Annotated in this window: 28 protein-coding genes; 16 read left to right on the forward strand and 12 right to left on the reverse strand. The window is 58.5% G+C overall.

The genetic code is table 11. The features are described from left to right. Positions 1–70 precede the first annotated feature (70 nt). Entirely contained in the window at positions 71–694 is a 624-nt protein-coding gene (locus ACZRMH_RS11955; protein ID WP_464013555.1) for a glutathione S-transferase family protein, read from the reverse strand. Between the two features lie 129 nt (positions 695–823). On the opposite strand from ACZRMH_RS11955, the gene ACZRMH_RS11960 reads away from it, so the two are divergent. After that, complete coding sequence (locus ACZRMH_RS11960) at positions 824–1,714, forward strand: LysR substrate-binding domain-containing protein (RefSeq protein WP_464013556.1); 891 nt, start codon at positions 824–826, stop codon at positions 1,712–1,714. A gap of 200 nt (positions 1,715–1,914) precedes the next feature. Here ACZRMH_RS11960 and ACZRMH_RS11965 read toward each other — a convergent pair whose 3' ends face one another. Both ACZRMH_RS11965 and ACZRMH_RS11970 read right to left on the reverse strand, forming a co-directional pair. Then, positions 1,915–2,718: an alpha/beta fold hydrolase gene (locus ACZRMH_RS11965; protein WP_464013557.1), complete on the reverse strand. Its 804-nt coding sequence runs from the start codon at positions 2,716–2,718 to the stop codon at positions 1,915–1,917. A 104-nt stretch (positions 2,719–2,822) separates the two neighbouring features. Further along, positions 2,823–3,668 (reverse strand): SDR family NAD(P)-dependent oxidoreductase, encoded by an 846-nt coding sequence (locus ACZRMH_RS11970; protein ID WP_464013558.1) that lies wholly within the window; start codon positions 3,666–3,668, stop codon positions 2,823–2,825. A gap of 176 nt (positions 3,669–3,844) precedes the next feature. Between ACZRMH_RS11970 and ACZRMH_RS11975 the strand changes: the two genes are divergently transcribed. Then, positions 3,845–4,756 carry a LysR family transcriptional regulator gene (locus ACZRMH_RS11975; RefSeq protein WP_464013559.1) on the forward strand — a complete coding sequence of 304 codons (912 nt, stop codon included), beginning with the start codon at positions 3,845–3,847 and terminating at the stop codon, positions 4,754–4,756. A gap of 44 nt (positions 4,757–4,800) precedes the next feature. Here ACZRMH_RS11975 and ACZRMH_RS11980 read toward each other — a convergent pair whose 3' ends face one another. Next, positions 4,801–5,496, reverse strand: a complete 696-nt coding sequence (locus ACZRMH_RS11980) for a tRNA (adenine(22)-N(1))-methyltransferase (protein WP_464013560.1) — start codon at positions 5,494–5,496, stop codon at positions 4,801–4,803. A gap of 176 nt (positions 5,497–5,672) precedes the next feature. Between ACZRMH_RS11980 and ACZRMH_RS11985 the strand changes: the two genes are divergently transcribed. From ACZRMH_RS11985 to ACZRMH_RS11995, 3 genes are all read left to right on the forward strand, one after another. Beyond that, positions 5,673–6,020, forward strand: a complete 348-nt coding sequence (locus tag ACZRMH_RS11985; RefSeq protein ID WP_464013561.1) for a metalloregulator ArsR/SmtB family transcription factor — start codon at positions 5,673–5,675, stop codon at positions 6,018–6,020. 23 nt (positions 6,021–6,043) lie between these two features. Continuing rightward, positions 6,044–7,327 (forward strand): arsenic transporter, encoded by a 1,284-nt coding sequence (locus ACZRMH_RS11990; RefSeq protein ID WP_464013562.1) that lies wholly within the window; start codon positions 6,044–6,046, stop codon positions 7,325–7,327. Positions 7,328–7,695: 368 nt separating this feature from the next. Then, entirely contained in the window at positions 7,696–7,968 is a 273-nt protein-coding gene (locus ACZRMH_RS11995) for a DUF3077 domain-containing protein (protein ID WP_464013563.1), read from the forward strand. A 245-nt stretch (positions 7,969–8,213) separates the two neighbouring features. Here ACZRMH_RS11995 and ACZRMH_RS12000 read toward each other — a convergent pair whose 3' ends face one another. After that, entirely contained in the window at positions 8,214–8,522 is a 309-nt protein-coding gene (locus ACZRMH_RS12000) for an AzlD family protein (RefSeq protein ID WP_464013564.1), read from the reverse strand. Next, positions 8,519–9,229, reverse strand: coding sequence for an AzlC family ABC transporter permease (locus ACZRMH_RS12005; RefSeq protein WP_464013565.1), 711 nt, complete (start codon positions 9,227–9,229; stop codon positions 8,519–8,521). The genes ACZRMH_RS12000 and ACZRMH_RS12005 overlap by 4 nt, the downstream gene beginning before the upstream one ends. Positions 9,230–9,344: 115 nt before the next feature. Here ACZRMH_RS12005 and chrA point away from each other — a divergent pair, with 115 nt between their 5' ends. After that, on the forward strand, positions 9,345–10,538 hold the full coding sequence (chrA, locus tag ACZRMH_RS12010) for a chromate efflux transporter (protein WP_464013566.1): 1,194 nt from the start codon (positions 9,345–9,347) through the stop codon (positions 10,536–10,538). Here chrA and ACZRMH_RS12015 read toward each other — a convergent pair. Continuing rightward, positions 10,495–10,830, reverse strand: coding sequence for a DUF2834 domain-containing protein (locus ACZRMH_RS12015; RefSeq protein WP_464013567.1), 336 nt, complete (start codon positions 10,828–10,830; stop codon positions 10,495–10,497). The two genes, chrA and ACZRMH_RS12015, sit on opposite strands and share 44 nt — an antisense overlap. A 120-nt stretch (positions 10,831–10,950) precedes the next feature. Between ACZRMH_RS12015 and ACZRMH_RS12020 the strand changes: the two genes are divergently transcribed. Continuing rightward, the gene (locus tag ACZRMH_RS12020; protein ID WP_464013568.1) at positions 10,951–11,757 is read left to right on the forward strand and encodes a helix-turn-helix domain-containing protein; all 807 of its coding nucleotides are present in this window, start codon (positions 10,951–10,953) and stop codon (positions 11,755–11,757) included. Between the two features lie 7 nt (positions 11,758–11,764). On the opposite strand, the gene ACZRMH_RS12025 is transcribed toward ACZRMH_RS12020, so the two are convergent. Beyond that, positions 11,765–12,295: a glyoxalase superfamily protein gene (locus ACZRMH_RS12025; RefSeq protein ID WP_464013569.1), complete on the reverse strand. Its 531-nt coding sequence runs from the start codon at positions 12,293–12,295 to the stop codon at positions 11,765–11,767. A gap of 287 nt (positions 12,296–12,582) precedes the next feature. Between ACZRMH_RS12025 and ACZRMH_RS12030 the strand changes: the two genes are divergently transcribed. After that, positions 12,583–13,377: a hypothetical protein gene (locus ACZRMH_RS12030; RefSeq protein WP_464013570.1), complete on the forward strand. Its 795-nt coding sequence runs from the start codon at positions 12,583–12,585 to the stop codon at positions 13,375–13,377. Positions 13,378–13,534: 157 nt separating this feature from the next. On the opposite strand, the gene ACZRMH_RS12035 is transcribed toward ACZRMH_RS12030, so the two are convergent. Further along, complete coding sequence (locus tag ACZRMH_RS12035; protein WP_464013571.1) at positions 13,535–14,017, reverse strand: cupin domain-containing protein; 483 nt, start codon at positions 14,015–14,017, stop codon at positions 13,535–13,537. Between the two features lie 260 nt (positions 14,018–14,277). On the opposite strand from ACZRMH_RS12035, the gene alr reads away from it, so the two are divergent. After that, positions 14,278–15,507, forward strand: a complete 1,230-nt coding sequence (alr, locus tag ACZRMH_RS12040; protein ID WP_464013572.1) for an alanine racemase — start codon at positions 14,278–14,280, stop codon at positions 15,505–15,507. A gap of 63 nt (positions 15,508–15,570) precedes the next feature. On the opposite strand, the gene ACZRMH_RS12045 is transcribed toward alr, so the two are convergent. Together ACZRMH_RS12045 and ACZRMH_RS12050 are read right to left on the reverse strand one after the other, a co-directional pair. Then, positions 15,571–16,812 carry an MFS transporter gene (locus ACZRMH_RS12045; RefSeq protein WP_464013615.1) on the reverse strand — a complete coding sequence of 414 codons (1,242 nt, stop codon included), beginning with the start codon at positions 16,810–16,812 and terminating at the stop codon, positions 15,571–15,573. A 408-nt stretch (positions 16,813–17,220) separates the two neighbouring features. Further along, positions 17,221–18,432, reverse strand: coding sequence for a M24 family metallopeptidase (locus ACZRMH_RS12050; protein WP_464013573.1), 1,212 nt, complete (start codon positions 18,430–18,432; stop codon positions 17,221–17,223). Positions 18,433–18,615: 183 nt separating this feature from the next. On the opposite strand from ACZRMH_RS12050, the gene ACZRMH_RS12055 reads away from it, so the two are divergent. Further along, positions 18,616–19,053 carry a YqaA family protein gene (locus ACZRMH_RS12055; protein ID WP_464013574.1) on the forward strand — a complete coding sequence of 146 codons (438 nt, stop codon included), beginning with the start codon at positions 18,616–18,618 and terminating at the stop codon, positions 19,051–19,053. Positions 19,054–19,072: 19 nt separating this feature from the next. Here ACZRMH_RS12055 and ACZRMH_RS12060 read toward each other — a convergent pair whose 3' ends face one another. After that, positions 19,073–20,059, reverse strand: a complete 987-nt coding sequence (locus tag ACZRMH_RS12060) for a hypothetical protein (protein ID WP_464013575.1) — start codon at positions 20,057–20,059, stop codon at positions 19,073–19,075. A 587-nt stretch (positions 20,060–20,646) separates the two neighbouring features. On the opposite strand from ACZRMH_RS12060, the gene ACZRMH_RS12065 reads away from it, so the two are divergent. From ACZRMH_RS12065 to cdd, 6 genes are all read left to right on the forward strand, one after another. Then, complete coding sequence (locus ACZRMH_RS12065) at positions 20,647–21,054, forward strand: ExbD/TolR family protein (RefSeq protein ID WP_464013576.1); 408 nt, start codon at positions 20,647–20,649, stop codon at positions 21,052–21,054. 3 nt (positions 21,055–21,057) lie between these two features. Then, positions 21,058–21,822: an energy transducer TonB family protein gene (locus ACZRMH_RS12070; protein WP_464013577.1), complete on the forward strand. Its 765-nt coding sequence runs from the start codon at positions 21,058–21,060 to the stop codon at positions 21,820–21,822. 45 nt (positions 21,823–21,867) lie between these two features. Beyond that, positions 21,868–24,108, forward strand: a complete 2,241-nt coding sequence (locus ACZRMH_RS12075) for a TonB-dependent receptor family protein (protein ID WP_464013578.1) — start codon at positions 21,868–21,870, stop codon at positions 24,106–24,108. Between the two features lie 65 nt (positions 24,109–24,173). Then, the gene (locus ACZRMH_RS12080) at positions 24,174–24,821 is read left to right on the forward strand and encodes a MotA/TolQ/ExbB proton channel family protein (protein WP_464013579.1); all 648 of its coding nucleotides are present in this window, start codon (positions 24,174–24,176) and stop codon (positions 24,819–24,821) included. A 19-nt stretch (positions 24,822–24,840) separates the two neighbouring features. Continuing rightward, entirely contained in the window at positions 24,841–26,568 is a 1,728-nt protein-coding gene (locus tag ACZRMH_RS12085; RefSeq protein WP_464013580.1) for a bifunctional metallophosphatase/5'-nucleotidase, read from the forward strand. After that, entirely contained in the window at positions 26,565–26,981 is a 417-nt protein-coding gene (gene cdd, locus ACZRMH_RS12090) for a cytidine deaminase (protein WP_464013581.1), read from the forward strand. The genes ACZRMH_RS12085 and cdd overlap by 4 nt, the downstream gene beginning before the upstream one ends.

Here is a 26,981-nt window from a genome sequence, read left to right on the forward strand (position 1 = left end):
GCCATTGCACCGGTGCACAGCACATACCCGCCCTGCCAGGGGGTACGAGCCTTTATTGTCATCCCCTCGTTCAAGCGCCGGTCGCGGCACTTGGCAGTGCAATGCCGCGCTGTACGGCGGGCCTTGCAGCTACGCGCTGGTACCAGCCGCTCAGGTGTTGATGGGCACTGAAATCAAAATCGATGACCCGGGCGATATGGGTCCAGCCGAATTGGGCGATATCGGCGATGGAGTACTCGTCGCCAGCCAGATAGGGATGCCCGGCCAGACGGCTGTCCAGCGTGGCAAAAGCCTCGTCCATCAGGCGCCGGTAACGCGCGATGGCATCGGGGTTTTTGTCTTCGGCAAACAACTCGAAGTGAACCCGCTGGCCCATGACCGGCCCCACGCTGGAGGAGTGAAACATCAGCCACTGAAGGGCCTCCCAACGTACCTTGGGCGCGATTGGCAGGAGGCGTCCCGTCATATCTGCCAGATAGAGCAGGATGGCCGCAGATTCGAACAGGGTGATGCCACTGCTCTCGTCCACCAGCACCGGGATGCGCCCGTGGGGGTTAAGGCGCAGGAACTCGGGGTGTCGGTTCTCACCCTCATCAATTTTTACGTGCTGGAGCCGGTAAGCCATGCCCAGTTCTTCCAGGGCAATGGTGATCTTGAAACCGTTGGGCGAACTGTCGGTATAAAGCGTGATCATGCAGGCATCCTGAACAATATAGTTTTACTAAAAGCGTGTAGTTTTTCTAAACTTTGCACATCATCCCGTTCATGCTCAGTAAGCGGAAACGATCATTTCTGCTTATAGAGTTCAGGAAAACTAAAGCCCATGGCGACCTCTTTACCCCTCCTTGCACTACGCGCCTTTGTCGAAGTTGGCCAACAGGGCAGCATCAAGGCCGCGGCACAATCGCTGAACGTCACCTCGGGTGCAGTCAGCCAGCAGATCCGCTTGCTGGAGGATCGGGTCGGGATGGCGCTGTTTACCCGCGAGCGCAGCGGCTTGCGCCTGACCGAGGCCGGGGCCGGCGTTCACCCTGGGTTGCTCCAGGCCTTCGAGCAGATAGAAACGGCTTTGCAATCACTGCAACAGATCAGCTCCCGCCAGACCCTCACGGTGAGTACCGTCGCGACATTCGCCGCTTCGTGGCTGGTGCCGCGCCTGGGGCGCTTCAACCAGCGATACCCACATATTGAAGTGCGGGTGGAGGCCACCTCGGCACTGGTGGACATGCGGCGCGATCGCGTCGATGTGGCGTTGCGGCACGGGCTGGGGGTCTATCCCGGCTTACAGGTGACCCGCCTGATGGCCCCCGTACTGGTACCGGTGGCCAGCCCTGCCCTGCTGTCTGCGAACTCGAATCTCAGCGAGCCGCAGGACTGCCTCGACTTCCCGCTGCTGCATGATTCTGAGCGTGCCGACTGGCCGCTGTGGCTCAACGCCCACGGCGTTGGCAAAGACCCGCGCGCCGAACGCGGGACGGCGCTTGAAGATGATTTTTTGCTGATCCGCGCAGCCGGGGCCGGTCAGGGGCTGGCATTGGTGCCCCAGGAGTACGCGACAGAAGAAATCGCGGCGGGTCGACTGGTGCAAGTGATGGACAAGCCCTGGCCGGCACGCTTTGCCTACTACGTAGTGACCCGCCCGGACGCCATGCAGCGTGATGAAGTCAGAGCGTTTGTGGAGTGGATCATGGAAGAGGCGAACAGCACGACATAATTATAATGTCGCTGCCGTGGAGCCTTTTCGGCGCTAAATCCTGTAGCCGTTGACGAGCTACGCGAGGCTACGTTCGGCTGCGCAGCAGTCGTAAAATCATTCAGCCTGGGTGTTTCAGATACATCGCGCTGACCGTGTTTACCAAGACTGCGCCAAAGTGCCGTATCACGCCCATCGCAGCCTTCGTTCCTCGGCAGCGACTACAGGGCTTGAACCAGAAATCGGCCAACCGCCTGCAACACAATATCAGGCGCTTCTCGATGCGGAACATGCCGACATCCCTCCAGGATCAGGCACTCGCCGGATACCTTTGAAAGCCTGGCGATACGCTGCGGGTGCAGCACTGAACCATACTCGTCATGCTCGCCGTGCAGGGCAAGCGTCGGGCACACGATTGCCTCAATCTCCCGCTCAAGCGTCCAGTCGGCAAACGCCTCCCCGAGCCATGTCCCGGTCCAGGCCGCCAGCACCCAGGGGGCTTTATCACCATGGTATTTCTCCAATCGCGCCATCTGCTGCGGCTGCTCGAACTGTATCTGCGCCTCCCGTATTCCTTGCAACGTGCGATCTTCGACAAATACCTGCGCCGCGAGGGTGATCAGTCCCTTGCAACTGCCCGGATACAGGGACGCACAGGCCACTGCCATCGCCCCGCCAACGCTGTGGCCGAGGGCAACAAAGTCCTCGACCTGCAATTCAGACTTAAGATATGCAACAAAATACCCGGCTTCGTCGCCGATAAAATGCAGCGGCAATAACCCCGGGTAAGCATCGGACTGGCCAAAACCGAGCCGGTCATAGGCAATCACTTCACGCCCGGTGGCCTGGCTCAGTTGCCGGGGGAAATCCCGCCACAGTTCAATGCAGCCCAGCGAATCATGAAAAAGAATGATCGGCGGCTTTGATGTTTGCTCCAAGCTGCCTTCAGGAAACCAGCGACAACAGAACAAGCGCCCTTGAGGCGTATCGATCCAGAGCGTTTCGGTACTGATGGACAATGGCATGCAGACCCCGGCTGAGCGTTCACGGAAAAAGCAGAATAACAGCCGGGCGCAAGCAGCAGAAACGCCTGGCAGTAATCTGTTCAATGCACGAGAGCTTAAGCGCCTCAAATCTCCTTGATCCGCTCCCACAGGCGGGCAACCTGCCCGGCGCTGGAAGCCTTGACCCGAGCCAGGTCGAGGGGATAGTCGACACCCGGGTTCTCGACAAACCGGGTGGCGGTGAACTGGCCGTTACTGGCGCGCAGTATGTAGCCGCTGTCCTGGCATTGATCCGAGGCCAGAAAAATCACCCCAGGCGTCACCCACTGGGGTTTGAGGTTGTCCGGCTCGCCGCTCACGCCCCACATTCTGGTTTTGGCCACCGGGGAGACGGCATTGACCAGAATCCCGTCCGGCGCACCTTCCATGCTCAGGGCATTCATGATGCCCAGTTGCGCCATCTTGCCTGCGGCATAGGCGGTCAGCCCCGTCTGGGCATATTGCTGGTACATCGCCCGGTCCGAAGATGTCAGCACCACCCGTGCTGACGACGATTGCCGGAGATGCTTCCAGGCGTGTTTACATAACCAGATCGGGCAATGGATATTGATATCCAGCGCCCGTTCAATAAAAGACAACTGCACCTCTTCAATCGCTTGATAACCGACCCAACCGGCATTGTGGATCAAAATATCAAGCTGACCGAACGCCTCAATGGCAGCCTCCACCAATTGCTGGCAACCCTGCTCACTGGCCAGATCACCGTGATGCCCCATAACGCTATACCCCTGGGCCTGAAGCACGCGTGCGGCATCCAGGGCAATGGATGTGTCCGTACCCGCACCCACCCTGTCCGCGCCACTGTCACTGATCACGACATTCGCGCCCAGTCTTGCCAGCTCCTGCGCATAGCTCAAACCCAGGCCACGGCCTGCGCCCGTTACAATGGCGGTTTTACCGATAAAGTTCATCGCAGCTTCCTCTTGATTGCCATTTCACCTTAACAATCAACAGGACAGTTGTTTAATACCAATAAAAGGCGAATTTGAGACGCGGCAGATATCACAGTCGTTTAATACCTGTTGCGGTTTGATAAACCTGTCATTCGCTGGCAACACAGATCAATTCAATTAAAGGAATACTGAAAATGATCGAAACCCGGCTGCTCAGGCAGTTCATTGCGGTGGCTGAAGAGCTGCACTTTCATCGCGCGGCACTGCGCCTGAACATGGCCCAGCCGCCCTTGAGCCAGGCCATTAACCGCCTGGAAGACAAGCTGGGCTTCAGCCTGTTCAGCCGTAACAAGCGCGAGGTCAAACTGACGGCTGCCGGCACTGCCTTTTTGCAGGCGGCCTATCGCACGCTCAAGGAGCTGGAACAGGGGGTGGAATACGCCCGTCAGGTATCGCAAGGAATTGCCGGCGTGCTCACGATCACGGCAGTGTCCATCGCCTACTACGAGCCGTTGCTCAACAGCCTCAGGCAGTTTCGTGAAACCTTCCCCAGGGTCCAGCTGGTGATCAAGGAAATGCCCTCCTCCAGCCAGGCCAAGGCGCTGCTTGGCGCAGAGGCCGATATCGCCTTTATGCGCAAACTGCCCTTTGCTGCGCAGAATATTGAATCGCGCCTGTTGCTCGATGAAGCGATCATCATGGCCCTGCCCCGGGATCATCCCAAGGCACAGTCAGGGCCAATCGAGCTGCGCGACTTCGCCGACGAAGACTTTGTCTTCACTCCGCAGGCCCTGGGCAGTGGCTATCACAGCCAGTTGATCAGCTTGTGCGCAGCTGCCGGGTTTTACCCCAGGGTGGTGCAGGAAGCCGCGCAACTGCATACCCTGGTCGGCCTGGTCAGTTGCGGTTTTGGCGTGGCCCTGGTGCCGGAATCCATCGCCGGTTCGGCTCTGGGTGACAAGGTGGTGTTTCGCCCGATACGCCCGCTGGCAGAGTCTGCCAACCCTGGCATCGGCCTGTATATGAGCTGGCATGCGCACAATCCATCACCGCTGGTCAGCAGCTTTGTTAGCCTGTTCAACATCAGCAACGTACAGGCCGGCTAGGACCTGACAGGCACACCGATAGTCGCGTTTGCGCGGAAATTTTCTCAGGCCAGCAACTCGGTAATCCACCGGGCCTGCTGCGCAATTTCCTGCACTTTGGCCTCGGGCACGGCTTGTCGCGCCTGCGCCAGATTGCCCAGAACCTTCTGTTTCTCGCCCAGCATGCGCTGCCACTTGCCCAGAAACAGCGGGCTGCGGGCCTGCATCTGCAGCGGGCCGAAGTACAGTTGCTCGGCCGTGTAGGTCACCGGCCCGACGCGCTCAGCGACGATGATTTCATAGTAAAAACCGTTTTCCCGCAGCAGCTCCTCGCAGAGGATACGGTAGTGGTTGTCCATCAGCCATTGACGCAGTGGTTGCTCGCCACCATTGGGTTGCAGAACCAGGCGCTCCCGGCCGTTCAGGTGCGCCTTGCCGCTTTCAAGAATGTCGCGGATGGTCTCGCCGCCCATGCCGCAGATGCTGATCGCGGTAATGTCGTCCTGCGGGTTGATCGCTGCCAGGCCATTGGCATGGCGCACGGTGATGTGCCGCTCAAGGCCGTTTTCACGCACGGTGCGTTGAGCTGCGTGAAAGGGCGTCAGCGCCACCTCACCCGCCACCGCTGCGGTAATGGCGCCCCGACGCAGCAATGCTACCGGCAGATAGGCATGGTCCGAGCCGATATCGGCCAGGCGCGCACCGGCGGGCATATGTGCCGCCACGCGCTCCAGGCGCATGGACAATGTATGTTCGTTCAACTGCAGTTCCTTTTCACCACTGATCCCCGCCAGCGTGGGGGCGGCACATGATGCGGGGTGAGCCCGTCCGGGTAAACCCTTGCGCGGTACAGTCATCCTGTACTGGTGACATTCGGACTTGCACTCAATATATGGATATCCGTATATTCGGAATACCATATATATCGAGATAGCCCATGCTCAACCCCGTCACACTGTTCAAATGCCTGTCCGATGAAACCCGGGCACGGGCCACCCTGCTGATCGCCCGGGAGGGTGAGCTATGCGTTTGTGAACTGGTCTGTGCCCTGGACGACAGCCAGCCGAAAATCTCCCGTCATCTGGCGCAACTGCGTAGCTGCGGGCTACTGCTCGACCGTCGACAGGGGCAGTGGGTGTATTACCGGCTCAACCCAGCGCTGCCGGACTGGGTGCGCAGCGTCCTTGCAACCACCCTGCTGGCCAACGCCGAATGGCTTGAGCAGGACAGCGCCCGGCTCAATGCCATGGGCGACCGCCCGCTTAACACCAGCGCCTGCTGCTGACCAGTTAACTGTCGAGATTCTTTATGCTGACTGCCTTCGCGATTTTCCTGTTCACTCTGGTATTGGTCATCTGGCAACCCAAGGGCCTGGGGGTCGGCTGGAGTGCCTCCCTGGGTGCAGTTCTGGCACTGTTAGCCGGCGCGGTGACGTTCAATGATATCGCCCTGGTCTGGGCCATTGTGTGGAATGCTACGGCCACTTTTATTGCCGTGATCATTATTAGCCTGTTGCTCGACGAGGCAGGTTTTTTCCAGTGGGCAGCCTTGCATGTAGCGCGCTGGGCCAAGGGTGATGGCCGGCGCCTGTTCGTCTTTACCGTGCTACTGGGCGCCGCTGTCTCGGCACTGTTTGCCAATGACGGCGCGGCCCTGATCCTGACCCCCATCGTGATCTCGATACTGCTCGCCCTGCGCTTTTCTCCGGCCTCGACCCTGGCATTTGTCATGGCCGCAGGCTTTATTGCTGATACCGCCAGCTTGCCGCTGGTGGTGTCGAACCTGGTCAATATCGTCTCGGCCGACTACTTCGACCTGGGTTTCAGCGAGTATGCCGCGGTCATGGTGCCGGTCAACGTGGTTGCCGTAACGGCTACGCTGCTGGTGCTGTACGGGTTTTTCCGCCGTGACATTCCACGCCACTATTCCCTGAATGACCTGCCCGAGCCGCGAACAGCCATACGTGACCCTCTGACATTTACAGTCGGCTGGGGAGTTCTGATCTTGCTGCTCACAGGGCTGTTCGCACTGGAGCCGATGGGCATCCCGGTCAGTGCGATTGCCGCGGTATGCGCCGCCCTGCTGTTCGCTGTCGCCGCCCGTGGCCATGTGATTTCCACCCGCCGGGTGCTGCGTGAAGCGCCCTGGCAGGTGGTGACCTTTTCGCTGGGCATGTACCTGGTGGTATACGGGATGAAAAATGCCGGGCTGACCCACTACCTCACGCTGGCCCTCAACCATCTGGCCGAGTCCGGACTCTGGGCCGCCACCCTGGGCACCGGCCTGCTCGCCGCGCTACTGTCTTCAGTGATGAACAACATGCCCGGGGTATTGCTCGGGGCGCTGTCGATCCAGGCCAGCGATGCCAGCGGGGTGATCCGCGAAGCCATGATCTACGCCAATGTCATCGGTTCTGACCTGGGCCCCAAGATCACCCCCATCGGCAGCCTGGCCACCCTGCTCTGGCTGCATGTGCTGGCGCGCAAGGGCATCCGCATCACCTGGGGCTACTACTTCAAGGTGGGCGTGATCCTGACCTTGCCGATCCTGATTGTCACCCTGGCCGCCCTGGCTTTGCGCCTGAGCGTTTAATGCTGCCGGTGAGGCAAGCCTGCTCCCACATGGGATCTGCGGTGTTTCCCACATAACTTGCAACGTCTGCACCTGCTTCGTCGCTTTCCCTCGCGGGAAGTTTCCGAGAGAATCCCCACTGCCTTGCGGCGCTGAAAAAGCGTGGTTAGTCTCGGCCGGTCACTGATTTCAGTGACCGGTCCTGACAGACCGCTAAACACACTAATTCAGCGCCTTACACATTTTCCTGTGTCATGGCGGCTGCGTGCGGGGCACTTTCGAGTGCACCGAGTTTGTGTGCTTCCTCGGCCTGTCAGCCCGCACGTAGCTGCCACCCTATCCGCCTGACAGCGGTCAGTGGCAGTCCTTTTAAAAGCACAGGATAAATCATGAGCAAAATAGTCCCCGACCCACCCCTCGGCACTCTAAAAACCTGCGCCCATGAGGGCTCATCCCTGTTCAGCATCAACCCCGGTATCAATGCCCACGCCGCCCTGCAACAAGTTTCACTGCTGCTCAAAGGCGCAGAAACCGGCGCCGACGATATCCGCCCCCACCTCAGCGGTTTTGAAGCCGAGCGGTTATGGAATGTGATTCACGGCGTTGAGCTGGCGCGCGGCGTGGTTGATTCATTATTGGCAGATGCAACCCGATCCAACTGACCGGCGCATTGACACCATCGCTGCAGATTTTGTATGCGCCGCAAAACCTGTGGGAGCTGGCTTGCCTGCGATGGCATCACCGCGACTTGCCTGGCACACCGCGTCGCCTGCATCGCGAGCAAGCCCGCTCCCACAGTGATAAGTGACCAGACATTGCATATGATGGGCCCACAAGGGCTGTTTTAACCGGCCCATTGGGTTCAGCCCTTACCGCTGGTCTGTAGCCGCAGCTCTGACCTCCCCTATCACAAATGCCTGAACACCCCCGCCGCGACAACCCCTGCGGCAATCGCCGGCAGCGGCTTTTTGAGCAGCAGCATGACCGCCGCCGTAGTCAGCAAGGCCAACCGTGCACCGTTATCGCCGTTAAGGGCCAGGGGCGCGAGCAAGGCGACCAGCACCGAACCCGACATGGCGCTGATAAATTGCTGCACCCGATAATTGATCGGCACAAAGGACATCACAAAAACACCCCCCAAGCGCGTGATCAAGGTGACCACGGCCATGATCAGGACAATGATGAAGGTGCCATAACCGGCGCTATCGATGCTCATTTCTTCTTCTCCATCCACACCGCGCCCAACACACCACCCGCCAATGCCCCGACCACCACATGGCTGTTTTCCGGTAAGTAGCGGTACGCCAGCAGTGACGAGACACCCGCCACACACCAGATAATCAGCATGCGCAGGTTCTTTTGCCCGCCGACCACCATCGCCAGCAGAAAGCAGCCCATGACCATGTCCAGGCCCAGACTGACCGGGTCCTTGATTTCACTGCCAAAGTACACCCCCAACCAACTGCCCAGCACCCAGGCTGCCCACAGGGCGATGCCGCCGCCCAATATCAGGCCAACACCCGATTCGCCGCTGTTGAAGGCCTGCATTGACATCGCCCAGTTGGCGTCCGATATCACCATCATCACCCCATAGCGCTTGGCCGTGGGCAGCTCACGCAGCCAGGGGTACAAGGTCGCCCCCATCAGCAGATGACGGGCATTGATCGCAAACACTGTGACGATCAAGGGCACAACCGGTACCTGTGCACCCCACAGATCAAGTGCGCCAAACTGCGACGCCCCAGCAAAAACCAGAGCGCTCATCAGTAAACTCGCGCTGTTATCCAAACCGGTCTGCGCGGCAGCAAGGCCGAAGGCCACACCAAACACCACGACAAACATGGAAATGGGCAAAAGCTGTTTAAAGCCGTCCCAAACCTCGCCCCAGTTCAGCTCGACCGCGCTTTTCTCACTGCTCAACAAAATGTCACCTCATCCGTGTCATGGCGTGCTGCTTTTGTGCCAGCATCTGCGGCTGTGAATTTAATCCAGAAAAGCGCATAAGTGTGAAAAGCCTGACACCGATCAAGGGGTGACCATGACCCGTTCTGCTGCAACTGACCGCAGCCCCTGGGCCGTGTTTTTGATTTTTCTGCGCCTTGGCCTCACCTCATTCGGCGGTCCGATCGCGCATCTGGGCTACTTTCGCACCGAGTTCGTGACCCGCCGCCAGTGGTTGAGCGAGCGCAGCTATGCGGATCTGATTGCCCTCTGCCAGTTTCTGCCAGGGCCAGCCAGCAGTCAGGTCGGTATCGCCCTGGGCCTGAGCCGTGCGGGTTATACCGGGGCTGTGGCGGCATGGGCAGGCTTCACGCTACCGTCTGCCCTTGCCCTGATTCTGTTTGCCTTGGGCATTACCCGCTATGGGCAAGCCATCCCGGCCGGAGTGTTGCACGGTTTGCAGGCTTCACGCTACCGTCTGCCCCAGGCCGTCTGGGGCATGGCGCGCACACTGTGCACGGATGCGCCGCGCATTGCCGTTATGGCAGCGGCCACGTGCTTTGTGCTTGTAGTTGCGTCTGCCTGGGCACAGGTTGCCGTCCTCTTTAGCGCAGCACTTGTTGGCCTGTTGCTGTTCAAGCCCGGGCAGTGTCCGGTCCACGAACCGCTGCCGATGACCATCAGTCACCGTGCCGGCCTGTTCTGGCTGACGCTTTTCCTTGTTCTGCTGGCAGGGCTACCGCTGCTGAACAACTTGTTTGCCAGCCAGACCCTCGCACTGGTGGATGCGTTCTACCGTGCCGGATCATTGGTCTTTGGCGGCGGCCATGTGGTGTTGCCGTTGCTGCAGGCCGAGGTTGTGCCTGCGGGCTGGGTCAGCAATCAATCTTTCCTCGCGGGCTACGGCGCAGCGCAAGCCGTGCCCGGCCCCCTGTTCAGCTTTGCGGCGTTTCTGGGTGCATCCATCAGCAGCAGTTGGCTTAACGGCCTGATCTGTCTGCTGGCGATCTTCGCCCCGGCTTTCCTGCTGGTGATGGGCGCGCTGCCATTCTGGGAGCTGTTGCGCCGCAGTCCCCGGACTCAGGCGGCATTGGCGGGGATCAATGCGGCAGTGGTCGGCCTGCTGCTCGCCGCTCTCTACCAACCAGTGTGGACCAGCGCGATTTTTCGAGCGCAAGACTTCGCCCTGGCGCTGATTGCGCTGCTGGCCCTGATGTTCTGGAAGCTGCCGCCATGGCTGGTGGTGGCTAGTGGCGCGATGGCTGGCGGGATGTTGCAGTGGCTCGGCTGAAGCCGTTGATCACGATATACAACAGCGGGCCTATGGAGACGAAAATGGCTGTCACCAGCAGATAAGGCAACAGCGATGCCAGGGACCGGCCTTTGGCCCGTGCATCCCGGTACATCCACACACAGGCCATGGCCCCGAGCAGATAGAGATCAATGACCACCTGGGCCGTGTCCGGGCTAGACATCAAGCTGATGCCGAATGCAATAAGTGACTGATCCGCCTGCAACAGGGTCCAGACCGTGTACGCCGAAAAGCCCAGTAAGGCGGCCAGTGCGAGCCAGGGTTTGTTCATTGGTTTTTCCAAATGACTGAAGCTGATGATGGGTGCCGCCAAGTTAGTGGTACTTTTGCCCCATCAGCAATGACCTCACAGGTCATGGACGCAGCCCTTCGCCCCTGCCAGAGTTTATGGATGAACAGCCAGACCTTCCCCCGCATCACCGCCCCGACAAGCGCTGGCCCGCAGTTGCGCTTGCTGCGCCGTCAGGCCCGCCTCAGCCAGCTGGAGCTGGCTTTGATCACGGGCATCTCCCAGCGCCATTTGAGCTGTATCGAGACCGGGCGCGCCAAACCCGGCCCCGGTACCCTGCATAACCTGCTGATGGCCCTTGAAGTGCCGCTGGAACAGTGCAACAGCCTGTTCCTGGCCTCGGGTTATGCGCCACGCTACGAGACGACCCCGCTCTCCTCGCCGACGATGGACGCTGTGCGTGACGCGATTAGCCATGTGCTGCACGCCAACAATCCCGCCCCGGCGATTGTGCTGGGCAGCCACTGGGAGGTGCTGGCTGCCAATGCCAGCACTGCCGTGCTGTTTGACCTGGTGGGGTTGCCCGCAGACGCGGCCCAAGGTTTGAATCTGCTGAGCACTCTGCTGCAACCCGGCGGGCTGGGTGACTACCTGATCAATCCCGAGGAAATACGCAGCCTTGCCTGGCAACGGGCAACCCGCGAGGCCCTGGATAACCCGACTCTGGCCAGCCTGCTGCAAACCCTGCCGATACCGGACACTGCCGCTGCCCTGCCCCGGGAACTGCCGCCGCTGGTCTTGACTCGCATAGCCAGCCGCCAGGGCGAGCTGAACTTTATGTCCACCTTCACCACTTTCGGCATGCCGCTCGATATCACCGTAACGTCATTGCGCATCGAGCACCTGATCCCGGCGGATGCACAAACCTGGCAAATCATGACCGCAGCTTATGAGCGCTCACTGGGCTGACAACCGTTCAGTCCTGGCAAAAACGGATGCGGTTGCCGAACGGGTCATGCACCTCAAGCACCTGGCCCCAGCCCTGCTGGACGATCTCGGGGCGACCGTAGCCATAGCGCTTTGCCAATAACTCGTCGCGCAGCAATTCGATATTGTGCATGGGTACAAACACCGTGGAACCGGGGCTGGCATCACCATGATGCTCGGACAGATGCAGCTGCAAGCCACTGCGACTGATCCCCAGATACAATGGCAATCCGGCTTCGAAGCGGTGTTCGAATTCGACGCTAAAGCCCAGAAAGTCGAGATAGAACTCCCGCGCCTTGGCCTCGTCAAACATCCGCAGGATGGGAATCGGCCTGTCAAAGGTAACCGCTGGCGCAGCACTCTCATCAGGCAGCCGTGCGCTGGCAGTGTTCCAGTCTTTGTAGCCCAATTGCCGGGCGACCAGTTCAAGGGCAATGGCGTGGGTGACTTCCTGATTACGCGCCTGCAGCGAGGCACGCAAACTCCTGGCCATCTGTTTGGCTTGCTCGATAGACAACATGATTACTCCCGGGGTCGAAGGCCTTTGGTGCTCGCGTTGCCAAACCTCGACCGTCAAGAGAGAGGTGACAGGGTCTGAGAGAACATGCTTTCACCTTCCCATGGGGAGCGAGCGGCGGGCAGCATCGGCCAGTGCCGATACTACACAAGCGCTGCTGCGAGTCACAGCCTTCAGCTCATCACACTCACAACAACCTGGTATGGCACCCGTTGTTCCTGCCTGGACGATGGAACCGAAGACTCAACCATGCCACTTACGAGCATGATTATCGCCGATAAAAAACGAGTATGTTTAACCGCACTAAACTCTTGCCTCATAACAACCATCGAACGCTAACGCCCCACTTTTCAACCATTACACCTGCATCATCGTTATCCACCGATGCCATTCGACATACCGCCCTGTTTAAAAACAACCCTATCGATTACCTCAAGCATCACATCATCGACACATCACAGGTTATCGGCACAAATGACAAGACAGGTAAGTGTCAGTTACTCAATGAAATCATTAAAAAAGGCTACTTTGCACTTGTCCCTGACAACCACAGTGAGAACGTCAAGCTGATGTATGTGAACGTGGCAAACAGCCAAGACGAAAAAAATGTCATTTATGCTCACTGGATACCTTATTGCAGCGGTGATGTGGCACCAGGCTATACAGATATCCCCAAGTATCCGCTCAGTGCAGCACAGGCAGACACTGCCGTTTATGTCTTCACACCAGGCATGAACGGCTGTTCGCTGGAACTAAGGGAGCACCCGCAAAACAGTGACTACTTTCGCGTGTTCCATAACCAGCACCCGACCAGGCAAACGCAAAAAGACTATATCAACACGCTATCAGGCGCGAAGATAGGCTCATTCGAAGTAACCGATTACTTTCAACACACTCAACAGTGCTTGATGCCGCTAGCGTTTAATTTTATGCACCACGACAACAGGACCGGAGTGTGGGTATTTATCAGTCAGGCACAAGCAATTTGCCCGGTGAACAACACTTTGAGCAAAATGCCTTATGGCGAAGTAAAAAATAAAGAGGCTATCGATTCAACTGCTTTGCTCCCTTCATCTCAAAGATAATGCAGATATGAATCCGCGCCCTGCAATTGGGTCAGGCATCGCTGGTCGCTCCCGTGAACAATCATCAGCCTGATCACCGTGGGCGTCGTGTTACTTGCGTGGCGCAAGTAACACGAACGCAATGCGGCGCCCGCAACCGGGGGCCAGGTACGCCTCGTTACATCTTCTTGTTCCTGGGGTCGTCAGCCGGATTGAGGTAGGTAATCCCCCAGGGCCCGACGCCATGCAGCTGAAACACGGTTTCCTGATCGCGGCTGGCACCGTACATCGGCATGCCGACCGGAATGATCAGAACGTCACCCGGGTGATAGGCCTTGGCCATGATCGGGTTGAACTTGTCGCCAGTAGCAAAGTAGAAGGTGCCGGAAATAATGGTGACGCGTTCTGTCACAGGATGGGTATGTACGGCGATTTTGGTATTGGGCGCCAGTTTCAGCCGCAGGATAAAAGGCTCGGGCGCTTTCAGATCACCCTCGATCACCGCAACCATGGCGCCAGGCCCAATCGACGGCGCAGGCATCCATTTGAGTTCGGCGGGGGTACTGGTAATCAGGCCGGCTCCCTCGGCCCTGGCGGCAGGTGCCAAAAAGGCAGTGCCGAGCAACACCAGAGAAACAGCAACAGCTTTGTAAGCTCTCATCATGATTTCCTCGTGTCTGGGGACTGAGGGTGTATCACTGCAGAGGCAAACAAGGCGTCAAAACACACTCTCTATATTGACGGTAGCCGAATGCCTGTTCGCGGATATAACCGTTGAGAACAGTGCTGATAGCCGAATACGACACCACGACACTTTCAGACAGATCCGCGGCCGGGGGAGTGACATTTCCTACAGGCCGATCCTAGTATTGCCGCGCTTCTCCCGCCTCCCTAAAAAAATAACGTATGGATACCCAGACAATGCCCTTCACCCGTACCCTTCTTGCCCTCTCTTTGGGCATGGCTCTCCTGCAAAACCCGGCTTTCGCTGCACCGCCCCTGTCGATGGTCGACGGCGTTGCACAGGTCAACACTCAAGACAGCAATGCCTGGGTCGAGATCAACAAGAGCGCCTTCGAAGACAATATCCGCGTGCTCCAAGCCACCCTCGCCGATAAGTCGAAAATCTGCGCGGTGCTCAAGGCTGATGCCTATGGTCACGGTATCGGCCTGCTGATGCCTTCGATCATCGCCACCGGCGTGCCCTGTGTCGGTGTTGCCAGCAACGAAGAAGCTCGCGTGGTACGTGAAAGCGGCTTCAAGGGCCAGCTGATCCGCGTGCGCACCGCCGCCCTGAGCGAGCTGGAAGCGGCCTTGCCCTACAACATGGAAGAGTTGGTGGGTAATCTCGACTTCGCCGTCAAGGCCAGCCTGATCGCCGAAAAATACGGGCGCCCGCTGGTCGTTCACCTGGGACTGAACTCCAGCGGCATGAGTCGCAACGGTGTGGAAATGACCACGGCCGAAGGCCGCCGTGACGCCGTCGCGATTACCAAGGTACCGAACCTGGAAGTGCGTGCAATCATGACCCACTTCGCCGTCGAAGACGCCGCCGACGTGCGCGCCGGGCTCAAGGCATTCAATGAGCAGGCCCAATGGCTGATCAACACCGCACAGCTCGATCGCAGCAAACTCACCCTGCACGCGGCCAACTCGTTCGCCACCCTGGAAGTACCCGAATCCCACCTCGATATGGTTCGCCCTGGCGGCGCATTGTTCGGTGATACCGTGCCGTCCCACACCGACTACAAGCGTGTGATGCAATTCAAATCCCATGTAGCCTCGGTCAACAGCTACCCCAAGGGCAATACGGTCGGTTATGACCGCACCTGGACCCTGAACCGTGACTCGAAATTGGCCAACATCACCGTCGGCTACTCCGATGGCTACCGCCGCGCATTCACCAACAAGGGCATCGTACTGATCAACGGCCACCGCGTGCCGGTGGTGGGCAAGGTGTCGATGAACACCCTGATGGTCGACGTCACCGACGCCCCGGATGTGAAGAGCGGCGATGAAGTGGTGTTGTTCGGGCAACAGGGCAAGGCCCAGATATCCCAGGCCGAAGTCGAGGACATCAACGGCGCATTGCTGGCCGACCTGTACACGGTGTGGGGCAACTCCAACCCGAAAGTCCTGGTTGATCGTTAAACCGGCCTCTGCCTGCTGACGGGGAAACCATGACGGGGCAATGCTGCCCCGTCATGGCCGGTGTCAGTCCTGCAACGCCTTGTGCGCCGTCTCCCGACTGGCCAGCATCGCGACCAGTGCCACCGCCGCTGCCGCCAGCAAGTACCAGGCCGGCGCCATCTTGTTGCCGGTCATATGAATCAGCCAGGTGGCAATAAACGGCGCAGTCCCGCCGAACACCGCATTGGCCACGTTAAAGCTGAAGGCAAAGCCGCTGAAGCGCACCCGGGTCGGAAAGATCTCGGCCAGAAAGCACGGCAAGGTGCCGTCGTTCATCGCCAGAATCGCGCCAAAGGCAATCTGGATCATCAGGATCACCAGCAGCGACGGATTGCCCAGCATGCCGAACAGCGGCAAGGTCAGCAGCAGGAACATCACCGAAGCACTGACCAGCATGGTCTTGCGGCCATAGCGGTCAGACAGTTTGCCCATCAAGAAGATCAGGCCGATATAGGTTGCCAGTGACACCGTGGAGGCGATAAATGAATCGCTCTCGCTCATGCCCATTTCCGTCGACAGGTAGGTCGGCATATAGCTGAGCAACAGGTAGAAAGCCACGGCATTCAGGCAGGTCACGCCTATACCGATAATCACCGGCCGACGATGCACCGTCAGTAACTCGCGAACCGGGGCATGGGTCGCGCACTCCTTGGCTTCCAGGCGTTTTTCCATCTCCAGGAACTTGGGTGAATCCTGCAAATGCACGCGGATATAGCGCCCCACCAGACCAAAGGGTGCCGCCAGTAAAAACGGCAGGCGCCAGCCCCAGTCGTGGAGGTTTTCCACCGTCATCAAGGCATGCATGCCAGCCACAAACATCGCGCCAAACAACAGGCCCGCCGCCGTGCTCGCCGGTACGATGCTGGTATAGAAACCGCGCTTGCCCGCAGGGGCATACTCGGCCAAAAACGCCGAAGCTCCGGCATATTCACCGGAGGCCGAAAAGCCCTGCACCAGACGAATCAACAACAGCAATGCCGGCGCCCAGAGGCCAATCTGGTTGTAGGTGGGCAGAATACCGATGCAAAACGTCGCCACGGTCATGATCAGGATCGACCAGGACAAGGCGCTGCGCCGCCCGTACTTGTCGCCAAAATGCCCCCAGACCAGACCACCAAACGGGCGCACGATAAACGATAGGGCAAACACCGCAAAAGTAGCCAGAAGCCCGGTAGTGGTGTCGGTTTGCGGGAAGAATGTCAGGGCGATAACCGTGGCCAGGTAACCATAGGCCGCATAGTCGAACCACTCGACAAAATTGCCCATGAAACTGGCTGTGGCCGCACGGCGCAAAGCCTTGCGCTCAGTGAGGCGCTCGACTTGCTGCTCGGGGGTCAGGGGCAAAGCGATACTTGCGCTCGGGATACTCATTGAGCACCTCCAGGGAAAGAGAGGCGGGATTGGAGAAGCACAAGCAAAGTCGGGACGTGGGACATGACAGATACCCTCATTGTGTTCTTTTTGGCAGGGGTAAACAGGTCAGAAAACGCTGCACAGTCTGTGTGCGCATGCGTTGGTATTTGCAATGCCGTTATGCAGGTGCTGGCCAGGCTGCTGTTCTGTGGGAGCAGGCTTGCCTGCGATTCCGGCGACGCGGTATATCAGTTACCACGCGTTGATGCCATCGCGAGCAGGCCCGCTCCCACAACCGCCCCCTACATAACCAGCACCGGGTTATTTCTTGATGATGTTGTGCTGTGGGCCATACGGGAAATGGGTGATGTTCTCCCCGCCCTGTTCATTGACGATAAGGATATCGTGTTCGCGATACCCCCCCGCACCCGGGCGGCCTTCGGGGATCATGATCATCGGCTCGATGGACACCACCATGCCCGGCTCCAGCACCGTGTCGATATCTTCACGCAACTCCAGCCCGGCTTCGCGGCCATAATAATGGCTGAGGGTTCCGAACGAGTGGCCGTAGCCGAAGGTACGGTATTGCAGCAGGTCGTGTTCCAGGAAGATTTCATTGAGTTGCAGGGCAATATCCGAGCAGCGCATGCCGGGCTTGATCAATTTCAGACCAGCCTCGTGAACCTTGACGTTGACCTCCCACAGGCGCAGGTGCTCGTCCGAGCAATGGTCCAGAAACAGGGTGCGCTCCAGTGCGGTGTAGTAACCGGCAATCATCGGGAAGCAGTTGAGGCTGAGGATATCGCCCTTGTTCACCTTGCGGCTGGTCACCGGGTTGTGTGCGCCATCGGTATTGATCCCCGACTGGAACCAGGTCCAGGTGTCCATCAACTCCGAGTCCGGGAACGTGCGGGCAATTTCCCGCACCATGGCCTGGGTCGCATGCAGCGCCACTTCATATTCCGGCACCTGATCGCGCAAGGCTTCAACAATGGCCGCACCGCCAATATCGGCAATACGGGCGCCATGGCGGATGATCGCGTGTTCTTCAGCCGATTTGATCATGCGCATACGCATGCACGGCGCTGCAATGTCCACCAGCTCGGCCTGCGGGTAGCGGCTGGCGAGCTTGTCGCGATTGAGCAGGTTCATATGGTCGAATTCGATACCGATGCGCCCGGCCTTGGGCAGCGCCTGCTGGATCGCGACAAAGTAGTTGTCACGCTGCCAGTCGGTATACACGATATTGTCGGTGCCCATGGTCCGGCGCCATGGCTGGCCACCATCGATATTGGCGCTGATGGTCACGGCGCTGTCCTGGGTCACCACCAGCGCGTAGTTGCGGCCAAATGAGCAATACAGGAAATCGCTGTAGTAGTTGAGGTTGTGGTACGAGGTAAACACCGCCGCATCGATATTGTTCTGCGCCATATAGGCGCGCAGCTTGCTCTGGCGGTTGGCGTACTCCTGGGCCGAGAACGTCGGAGTAACCTTTTCGCCGTTTTTGATTTGAATGGTTTTCGGCATGTGCATGGCATGTGTCCCTGTCTGTTGTCGAGTCTCAGAAGCCGCCGGCAGGCGGGTCGTTGAGGATCATTCGAACAGATACAAAGACGGTTTTTTTGTGCGAATCCGACCTGTAGTTGATCAGATCCGCTGTGTAAAGTGCAGGAGCAGGTGCTACGAGTATTGGCGCCACCATCAATGGACATTTGAGTGTTTGAATTAACCAGCTATCTGGGCCTGTTCCTCGCCGCCTTCGGCGCCGCATCGCTGCTACCCATGCAGTCGGAAGCCGTGCTGGTCGGCATGCTGCTGTCCGGCCAATACGTCGCGCTGACATTGCTCACGGTCGCCACCCTGGGCAACGTGCTCGGTTCGGTATTGAATTGGGTTTTGGGCCGTTCGGTCGAACGCTTTCGGCACAAGCGCTGGTTCCCGGTCAGTGAGCAAAAGCTCGACAAGGCCCAGCAGTTCTACCTGCGTTATGGTCGCTGGTCACTGCTGCTGAGCTGGGTGCCGATTATTGGCGACCCGCTCACCATGATTGCCGGGGTCATGCGTGAACCGCTGTGGAGTTTCGTGCTGATCGTGACCCTGGCCAAGGGCGCCCGCTATCTGCTGTTGACAGCGGCAACCCTGGGCTGGTCCTAGATGCCCCGCCTCCGGTCCGTCAAACCGGCTCTGCCGCGATGCGGTTTTCTGTTACCGGTGGGTATTCAGGCAACCAGGACAGCGGCATCAGCTGATTGTACTTTTGATAGAACGAAGCCTGGATCCGCCCGCGAATCTGTTCAAGCTGCTCAATCAGCTGCGCCAGTGCCTGCTGTTGCGAAGCCAGATTCACTTCATCCTCGGCCGTATTGCTGTCAGGCAGTGTGATCGCCTGTAGCGCAATACTGTCACTGAAGTAGGCCGGTACGCGCCGACCGTTGCGATGCAGTTGGTTCTCGGCGCGATAGCATTGCACAAGCCCTGCCAAGACCATTTCTGCCTTGTTCAGGCCACTGGCCAGGCGCGGTTTGACATTGCGCTTTTCGTCCAGAACCGACTGATACCTGACCAGTTGCTCGTTGCATGCCAATACATCGGACTCAAGCTGTTCAAGAAACTTGTGCTTGAGTGCCATAAGCTCGTTACGCACGTCTGCAATTTCGTCCTGATACACGCCCAGCGCTTCATTGCGACGCTTTTGCTGCTTGCCATATCCGGAATGATTTTGCGCGCGCAAAGCACACAACTCAGCCTCGCGCTCCCGCGCACGGTACTCCAGACGCTGCAGGCGTACGGCGTAATCGTTCAGCAGGCTCTGTGCAGCAAGCTCGAACGCCTGATCAAAGTCAGCACAGCGCTTTACCGTACCGACAATATCCAGCGCGCTCAGGCGGGTTTGCACCAGGGCAATGCGCGCCTCGGCCCATGCCAGCACCTTGTGCCGTTCTGCCTCAAGGGTGGTACGGATCTGCTCTTCAATAGCCGTCAACCGTGTGGCTTCCACGGGTGGGTAGCCCTGCTCGCCATGGCGGCGGGCCTGCTCGACGATATTGAGTTCACGCTTGAGGCTTTCAAACTCAAGTGGCACCCGAAAAGGATTGTCCACGTGTGCACGGCTGTGCTCAGCCTGCCCAAAAATATTCAACAACTTTTTGAATAACTGCATGGCGTTCGCTCCGTTAAAGAGGTCGTGATGCCAAATCACTGAGTTAAACGTAGCGGACGAGGCCCAAGCTCGCCAGAACCTTCAGCGAGACTGATGATGAGGTGTGCGCAAAACTGCGCCAGTTCATCCTTGATCTCAGCAGCAAACACTTTGGATGGAAGGCATCATGCCAACCCATTCAAAGAACAACAACAGGTTAGTAGCACTTTGCTATCTATGCAGCGTAAACCTGTGTAAACCGGCGCATTCACAGCGCGAAAGGATTCTTAAAAAACCGACAAGCTGGCACCAGTGTCAGCTTTTTTATGTTCATGAAAAAATAATCATCTTGAAATAAGAATCAATAAAATCGCTTAAAAGCCTCAATAAACAGCACTAAATCCTGAAAAACACGAATAACTCTTAAAAAACAAAAAACGCGAGAATGAATTTTTTCTGAAATCAAAATGCAACACCTCCCCTCTACCTTTGCAACCTGTCACTTGAGACAGGTTCTGCGCATTTCTTCTGTGCCCTGGCAAATCGCAAGTGAAAACCTGAACGGACGATCATCTTTTTGATCCCCTCTGTGGACTGGAGTACACACAATGCGAAGCTGGGAAGAACCCAAGAAAAAACGCCTGCATATCGAAATCATCCCGATGATCGATGTGATGATGTTCCTGCTGGTGTTTTTTGTATTGATCAGTCTCAACGTCATTCCCGCGCTGGGTATCAAGACCCAGTTGCCGGGTGCCGCTCATGCGCAACAGCTCAAGCCGCAAAACAAGGCGGTCATCACTCTGGGCCTGGATGAGCGCCTGCAACTGGATGGCAAGGACCTGAACCAGAGTGATCTGGTCGTGCAGCTCAAGGCCATGGAAAACCCTGACGAGAAGATGGTGATCATCCTCAACAGCGACGCAGGTGTTGAAGTGGCACGTCTGGTCAGCGTGATGGATGTACTTAAGGGCAGCGGTTTCTCCTCTGTCTCCATTGCGACCCGGAAGCTGTAGGCCATGTCGGTTTTTTTCAAATCACGCAAAGCCATCGCCTGCTTGCCGGCCATCTGCCTGCTGGCAGTGGCTGTCCATAGCGCCATGGACACGGACCTGAAAATCACGCCCAAGTACGACGACAGCGCTGTCGAAGTGGCCTTGATCGATCTGGATGAACTGCAGCCCCCCCCTCCCGAGCCAGAACCGGAACCGGAACCGGAACCCGAGCAGATTGCCGAGTTGCCACCACCGGAGGAGGAAGTGGTCCAAGCCGTGGAAATCGCGCCACCACCACCGCCCAAACCCAAACCCCCGGTTCCCAAACCGCCTCCACCCAAACCCAGACCGCAGGTGGTCAAGACCGCGCCGACACCGCCCAAACCACAGCCTGTGGTGCAAGCGCCCGCGCCTGCAGCCGCTGTGCCCGCCCCGGCGGCACCGGTCAAGCCGGTTGCCCAGGCCCCACGGGTCAACCCGGCAGATCTGGAGAGCCGTTACATCGCCCGTCTGCTCGCGGAACTGGAGAAATACAAGCAATACCCGCGAGGTCGCGAAGCCTCACTGCAACGCCCGCAAGGCAATGTGGTGGTGTGGTTGCTGGTTGACCGTAGCGGCAAGGTGCTCGACTCGGGCATTGAAAAGAAGGCGACCAATATGCTGCTCAATCGCGCCGCACAAACCAGCTTGCAACGCCTCGAAAAAGTTGTGCCCTTCCCCGAAGAGAGTTTCTCGGGAAAGGATAAATACCGTTTCAGCGCCACGCTTGTATACAGCACAGAGTCATAACTAAACGCCATTTCAGCTCTGACACTTCTATCTGGGGAAATCGTTTTGAAACTGAATACCTTATTTGCAACGTTGCTGGCCGTTGGGGTCGGCGGCTGGACTTTGTCGACGCTGGCAGAAGATACAGTTGATATAGGCAACGTTAATGTAACCGGGCAAAGTCTGGGTAACGGCCTAATGGTCGAAGAAAACAGCGCCAAGGGTCGCTCCACTGTCACCAAGGAAGCGATGGACGAAATGGCGCCCACCGCCAACGCCATCGACAAGCTCAAATACACCCCCGGCATCAACGTATCCAGCACCGATGCCTCGGGCGTGAGCGGCACCAGCTTCACCATGCGCGGGATGAACTCCGACCAGGTCGGTGTTTCCTCGGACGGTATCCCGATCAACGATTCCGGGGACTACGCGGTGTATGCCAACCTGCTCGGTGATCCGGAAAACCTCGGCGAAGTATTTGTCACCCAGGGTTCTTCGGAAATCGACGGCCCGCATATCGGTTCCAGCGGCGGCAATATCGGCCTGGTGACCCTGCGCCCGACCAAGGATTTTGGCGTCTTTGTCAAACAGTCAGTCGGCTCCAACAGTTTGAACAAGTCATTCGCGCGGATTAATACCGGTGATCTGAATGGTTTTAAAACCTTTGTTTCGGCCTCCCACACAGAAGGTGAAAAGTGGCGTGGCAAAGGCACTGTGCGTGCCGACCGGGTGGAATGGAATACATTGTTTGAAGATGGCAATGGCAACTCGACCAATGCCATTTTCAAATACAGCACCCAGGAAAACTATAACTACAACACCCTGAGCAAGGCACAGTTCCAGAAGTCCGGTCGTGGCCTGGATTATGCCGAAGTACCGATCTACAACAGCAGCGGCAAGTTGACCCAGTACTACAAGATCAACCGCAACCCGTTTGAGAACGCATCAGCCTCGCTGACCCAGCGCTTTCAGTTGCGTGACGACCTGGCACTGACCATCGCACCCTACTACTTCTGGTCCAATGGCGGCAGTTTCAGCGGCCAGTCGGCCACCGGCCTGTCCTCGACCAGCGACAAGGCCGGCAACTTCGACCTCAGCGGGCTGGCCTACGACACCTACTACCGCCCTTCATGGACCGAGAGCTGGCGGCCTGGCGTGACCACCAAACTGAAATGGGACTTTAATGAAGCCCACAGCATCGACGTCGGCTACTGGTACGAACGCGCCCGCCAGCGCCAGACCCAACCTTTTATCAGCATCACGGAAAACGGTACACCGGAAGATATCTGGGGCGACTACAACAGCGGCAACCAGCTCAAGGACAACAATGGCGCCACCGTACAGGGCCGCCATCAGTACACCGTGACCCCGGCGCAAAAAATCTGGGTTCAGGACATGTGGACGGTCACCCCCGACCTGACCCTCACCGGCGGCCTGGCCTACCAGTACGTCGAGCGTGACGGCAACAACCTCGGCAGCCTGTACAGCGCCCCCGAAAAGCGTGACGCCAGGTACCACGAGTTTCTGCCGAGCTTCAGTGCGCGCTATCAGGTCAATGACCAGCACCAGGCGTTCTACAACGTCACCCGTAATATGCGTACCCCGCCCAACTATGTGCTGTACAACGCTGGCGACTCCATCAGCCTGGCCCCGGAGCTGAGCTGGAACCAGGAACTGGGCTGGCGCTTCTCCCAGGACGACATGCTGCTCAGCGCCACCCTGTTCCATATCTCGTACAAGGATCGTCAGCTATCGACCACCAATGCTGACGGTGACTACGAAATGCTCAACGTCGGCAGCGTCGTCAACAAAGGCCTGGAGTTGGAATGGAGCGGCCTGCTGCCCTACAACTTCAACTACTACACCTCCTATACCTATACCAGTGCCGAGCAGCAGGACGACGTAATCTCACGCAACAAGGCACTGCCCACCTCCGGCAAGCAACTGGCCAACGTACCGAAAAACATGATCAACGCCAGCCTTGGCTACGACAACAAGCGTTATTACGGCAACGTGGCCGCCAAATATGTAGGTAGCTACTACGGCGACCTGACCAACGACCAGGAAATCTCCGGGCGTACCACTTTCGATATCAATGCCGGGGTGCGCTTGCCGGTGGACAAGAAGATCCTCAAGTCGGCGGCCATTCGCGTCTCGATGCTTAACGTCTTCGACAAGCAATACCTGTCGTCAGCCCGCACCGTGGTGCTTAACGCCGCGCCGGTGAACGGCGTGAACGCCGCCACGCCGTATTACAACGTCGGCGAAGAACGCACCGCCATGGTTTCTTTCGAAGCTAACTTCTAACCCCTGTTCCCGAGCCTGCCAGCACGGCAGGCCCGGGCTGTGACCGCATCAAGAGGACTACCCGGATGAACATGAATCTGCTCCACGACATCACCTTCTACGTTATGTACGGCGCTGCGGCCCTGGCTGCTTTTGTGGTGGTGGAACGCTGCATCTTTTTCAGTTATTCGCTACGCAAGGCCCGTCAATTGCTGCCAGCCATCAACGCCAAGGTGCGCAGTGTCGATGACTTGCCAACGGAATTGACCGGGCGCGACAGCCTGCCCCTACAACTGGTCTCGCAGATCTACGAAGGGCGCCGCCACCTGCACTCGCACCAGGAACTCGAAGACCTCGCGCAGGCCATCTACATCTCCATGCGCGGGCGCCTGTCCCACAGCCTGTGGATCCTCGAAGCCGTGGTGGCCGGTGCGCCGCTGCTGGGTTTGCTCGGTACCATCATGGGCATTATCGACACCTTCAAGGCACTCGCCGAAGCCGGGGTGTCCGACCCGGGTGAAGTGTCCCGCGGTATCGGCACGGCGCTGTACGCCACCGCCCTGGGTATCGCCATTGCCCTGGTTGGCATGGTTTTCAACAGCCATCTGCAAGACCGCCTTGAACTGATCAACGACAACCTCAAGATGCTGCTGTTGCGTGCTGGCCTGGGCACTCAATACGTTGCCGCTACGGTGCCCGTCGCCGCAACTGTTGGCCAGCCACGTACCGCCTGACGCGCGCCAAGGAGCCCCCATGTCGAATGCATTCTCGCGCCTGCGCTGTACCAGCCTGGTCATCTCGCTGGCACTGCTGCTGGGCGCCTGCCAGCAGCAGGCCAAGCCGGTAGATATCAATATTGCCGCGATCAACGATTTTCATGGCAATCTGGCTGCCACCCCTTTCACTTACACCGATGCAACGGCACCGGGCGCCAAGGTGTCGCTCAAGGCCGGTGGTATCAATGCCCTCAGCGGGCTGGTCGGCGAGCTGCGCAAAAGCGACCCGCAACTGCTGCTGATTGGCGCTGGCGACATGATCGGCGGCAGCCCGCCGATGTCTTCAATGTGGGCCGATGAACCCACTCTGCAAGCGCTCGGCGAACTGGGGCTGAAACTCAGCGCCGTGGGCAACCATGAACTGGACCAGGGCAAGCTGGAGTTGCAACGCCAGATCAATGGCGGCTGCGTCTCGTCCCGGCCGGACAAGGCCTGCCAGTTCGACAACAACTACAGCGGCACCCGCTTCCCCTATGTGGCGGCCAACCTGATGGACGCACAAACCGGCAAGCCGCTGCTGCCCGCCTACCGCATCGAGCAGGCCAACGGCGCCAAAATCGCCTTTGTCGGCGCGGTGCTGCGTGATGTCTCGGCCTATGTCAGCCAGCAAAGCATGGACGGTCTCTACACCATCGATGAAGCCGAAGCGATCAATGCGCAACTGCCGGAACTGCGCAAGCAAGGGGTGGATGCCGTGGTCGCGGTGATCCATCAGGGCGGTGAAACCGCAGAACGGTTCGACCAGGCCGACTGTAGCCAGTTGAAGGGCGATATCGTCGATGTGGCCAAGCGTCTGGACCCGCAGATCAAAGTGGTGGTCACCGCCCATACCCATCAGGGTTACCTGTGTCGCCTGGGCGACAAACTGATCACCCAGGGCAGCTCGTTCGGCCGCCTGCTGACCCATATCACCCTCACCGTGGACCCGGTCAAACACCAACTACTCGATGCCAAAGCACAGAACATCGTAGTCGACCCGGCCCGCTACCCGCCGCTGCCGGAAATTGCCGCATTGCAGGCCGATATCGAAGCGCGCAGCAACGAGCATCTGAACAAGCCCATTGCCCGTATCGCCACCCACGAAATCAAACGCACCCTCAACGACGCTGGCGAGTCGGCCATGGGCGATCTGATTGCCGATGCGCAATTGCACGCCACCCGCGCCCTCGGCGCCGACGTGGCTTTTACCAATCTGGGCGGCATCCGCACCGATCTGATCCTGGAGCCAGGCCAGCAGCAACTGACCTACGGCCAGGTGGCTTCAGCGCAGCCGTTCAATAACACGCTGAAAATCCTCAGCCTCACCGGCGCCCAGCTTAAACAGCTGCTAGAGCAGCAATGGCAACCCAAAGGCTTCGGTTTCTATCCCTTGCAGCCTTCGGCTTCGCTGACTTACCGCTGGGATGCCAGCCAGCCCCTGGGCCAGAGGATCATCACCGACAGCCTGCAAATCGACGGCAAACCGGTGCTGCCCGAGCAAACCTACAAGGTTACCGTGAGTTCATTTATGGCGGGCGGCGGTGATAATTTCAGCGTGCTCAATCAGGCCGGCAAGCGGGTGGATACTGGCCTGAACGATCTCGAAGCGCTGATCAACTATCTGCAAGCCCAGGACCGCGCCGGTCAACCTGCGGGAGCAAACCTGCCCCAACAGCGCATTCAAAAAGTGGGTGAAACCCTGGCCGACACGAGCACGCAGCCATGAGCCGCCACTGCGCAGCGCAGGCCCAGTTCGACCTTTTGCTGCCTGAAGCTATCGCTGCTTGCGCAGCAGCATGGTGCCCGCACTCGGACTTCCCGGTCGGCGCGGCGTTGCTCACCGCCAATGACCGGGTCATCCGCGGCTGTAACGTCGAAAATGCCTCCTACGGCCTGACCAACTGTGCCGAGCGCAGCGCCCTGTTCAGTGCCATTGCCCAGGGCCATGCACCTGCCAGCTTCAAGGCGATGCTGGTGTATGCGCCGAAAGTGGCACTGATCTCCCCGTGCGGCGCCTGTCGCCAGGTCATGCATGAACTGATGAGTGCTGACTGCCCGGTGTATTGCGTCGGGCACGACGAGTCAGCCAGCCGCGACTGGACCATCGAGCAACTGCTGCCCGGCGCCTTTGGTTTTTGA

This window comes from Pseudomonas sp. B414 (genome assembly GCF_055408445.1).

Excerpts from the sequence above, each read along its gene's own strand:
- ACZRMH_RS11955 (WP_464013555.1), bottom strand. The coding sequence starts at position 694 with ATGATCACGCTTTATACCGACAGTTCGCCCAACGGTTTCAAGATCACC.
- ACZRMH_RS11960 (WP_464013556.1), top strand. The coding sequence starts at position 824 with ATGGCGACCTCTTTACCCCTCCTTGCACTACGCGCCTTTGTCGAAGTT.
- ACZRMH_RS11965 (WP_464013557.1), bottom strand. The coding sequence starts at position 2,718 with ATGCCATTGTCCATCAGTACCGAAACGCTCTGGATCGATACGCCTCAA.
- ACZRMH_RS11970 (WP_464013558.1), bottom strand. The coding sequence starts at position 3,668 with ATGAACTTTATCGGTAAAACCGCCATTGTAACGGGCGCAGGCCGTGGC.
- ACZRMH_RS11975 (WP_464013559.1), top strand. The coding sequence starts at position 3,845 with ATGATCGAAACCCGGCTGCTCAGGCAGTTCATTGCGGTGGCTGAAGAG.
- ACZRMH_RS11985 (WP_464013561.1), top strand. The coding sequence starts at position 5,673 with ATGCTCAACCCCGTCACACTGTTCAAATGCCTGTCCGATGAAACCCGG.
- ACZRMH_RS11990 (WP_464013562.1), top strand. The coding sequence starts at position 6,044 with ATGCTGACTGCCTTCGCGATTTTCCTGTTCACTCTGGTATTGGTCATC.
- ACZRMH_RS11995 (WP_464013563.1), top strand. The coding sequence starts at position 7,696 with ATGAGCAAAATAGTCCCCGACCCACCCCTCGGCACTCTAAAAACCTGC.
- ACZRMH_RS12000 (WP_464013564.1), bottom strand. The coding sequence starts at position 8,522 with ATGAGCATCGATAGCGCCGGTTATGGCACCTTCATCATTGTCCTGATC.
- chrA (WP_464013566.1), top strand. The coding sequence starts at position 9,345 with ATGACCCGTTCTGCTGCAACTGACCGCAGCCCCTGGGCCGTGTTTTTG.
- ACZRMH_RS12015 (WP_464013567.1), bottom strand. The coding sequence starts at position 10,830 with ATGAACAAACCCTGGCTCGCACTGGCCGCCTTACTGGGCTTTTCGGCG.
- ACZRMH_RS12020 (WP_464013568.1), top strand. The coding sequence starts at position 10,951 with ATGAACAGCCAGACCTTCCCCCGCATCACCGCCCCGACAAGCGCTGGC.
- ACZRMH_RS12025 (WP_464013569.1), bottom strand. The coding sequence starts at position 12,295 with ATGTTGTCTATCGAGCAAGCCAAACAGATGGCCAGGAGTTTGCGTGCC.
- ACZRMH_RS12030 (WP_464013570.1), top strand. The coding sequence starts at position 12,583 with ATGTTTAACCGCACTAAACTCTTGCCTCATAACAACCATCGAACGCTA.
- ACZRMH_RS12035 (WP_464013571.1), bottom strand. The coding sequence starts at position 14,017 with ATGAGAGCTTACAAAGCTGTTGCTGTTTCTCTGGTGTTGCTCGGCACT.
- alr (WP_464013572.1), top strand. The coding sequence starts at position 14,278 with ATGCCCTTCACCCGTACCCTTCTTGCCCTCTCTTTGGGCATGGCTCTC.
- ACZRMH_RS12045 (WP_464013615.1), bottom strand. The coding sequence starts at position 16,812 with ATGGGCAATTTTGTCGAGTGGTTCGACTATGCGGCCTATGGTTACCTG.
- ACZRMH_RS12050 (WP_464013573.1), bottom strand. The coding sequence starts at position 18,432 with ATGCACATGCCGAAAACCATTCAAATCAAAAACGGCGAAAAGGTTACT.
- ACZRMH_RS12060 (WP_464013575.1), bottom strand. The coding sequence starts at position 20,059 with ATGCAGTTATTCAAAAAGTTGTTGAATATTTTTGGGCAGGCTGAGCAC.
- ACZRMH_RS12065 (WP_464013576.1), top strand. The coding sequence starts at position 20,647 with ATGCGAAGCTGGGAAGAACCCAAGAAAAAACGCCTGCATATCGAAATC.
- ACZRMH_RS12070 (WP_464013577.1), top strand. The coding sequence starts at position 21,058 with ATGTCGGTTTTTTTCAAATCACGCAAAGCCATCGCCTGCTTGCCGGCC.
- ACZRMH_RS12080 (WP_464013579.1), top strand. The coding sequence starts at position 24,174 with ATGAACATGAATCTGCTCCACGACATCACCTTCTACGTTATGTACGGC.
- ACZRMH_RS12085 (WP_464013580.1), top strand. The coding sequence starts at position 24,841 with ATGTCGAATGCATTCTCGCGCCTGCGCTGTACCAGCCTGGTCATCTCG.
- cdd (WP_464013581.1), top strand. The coding sequence starts at position 26,565 with ATGAGCCGCCACTGCGCAGCGCAGGCCCAGTTCGACCTTTTGCTGCCT.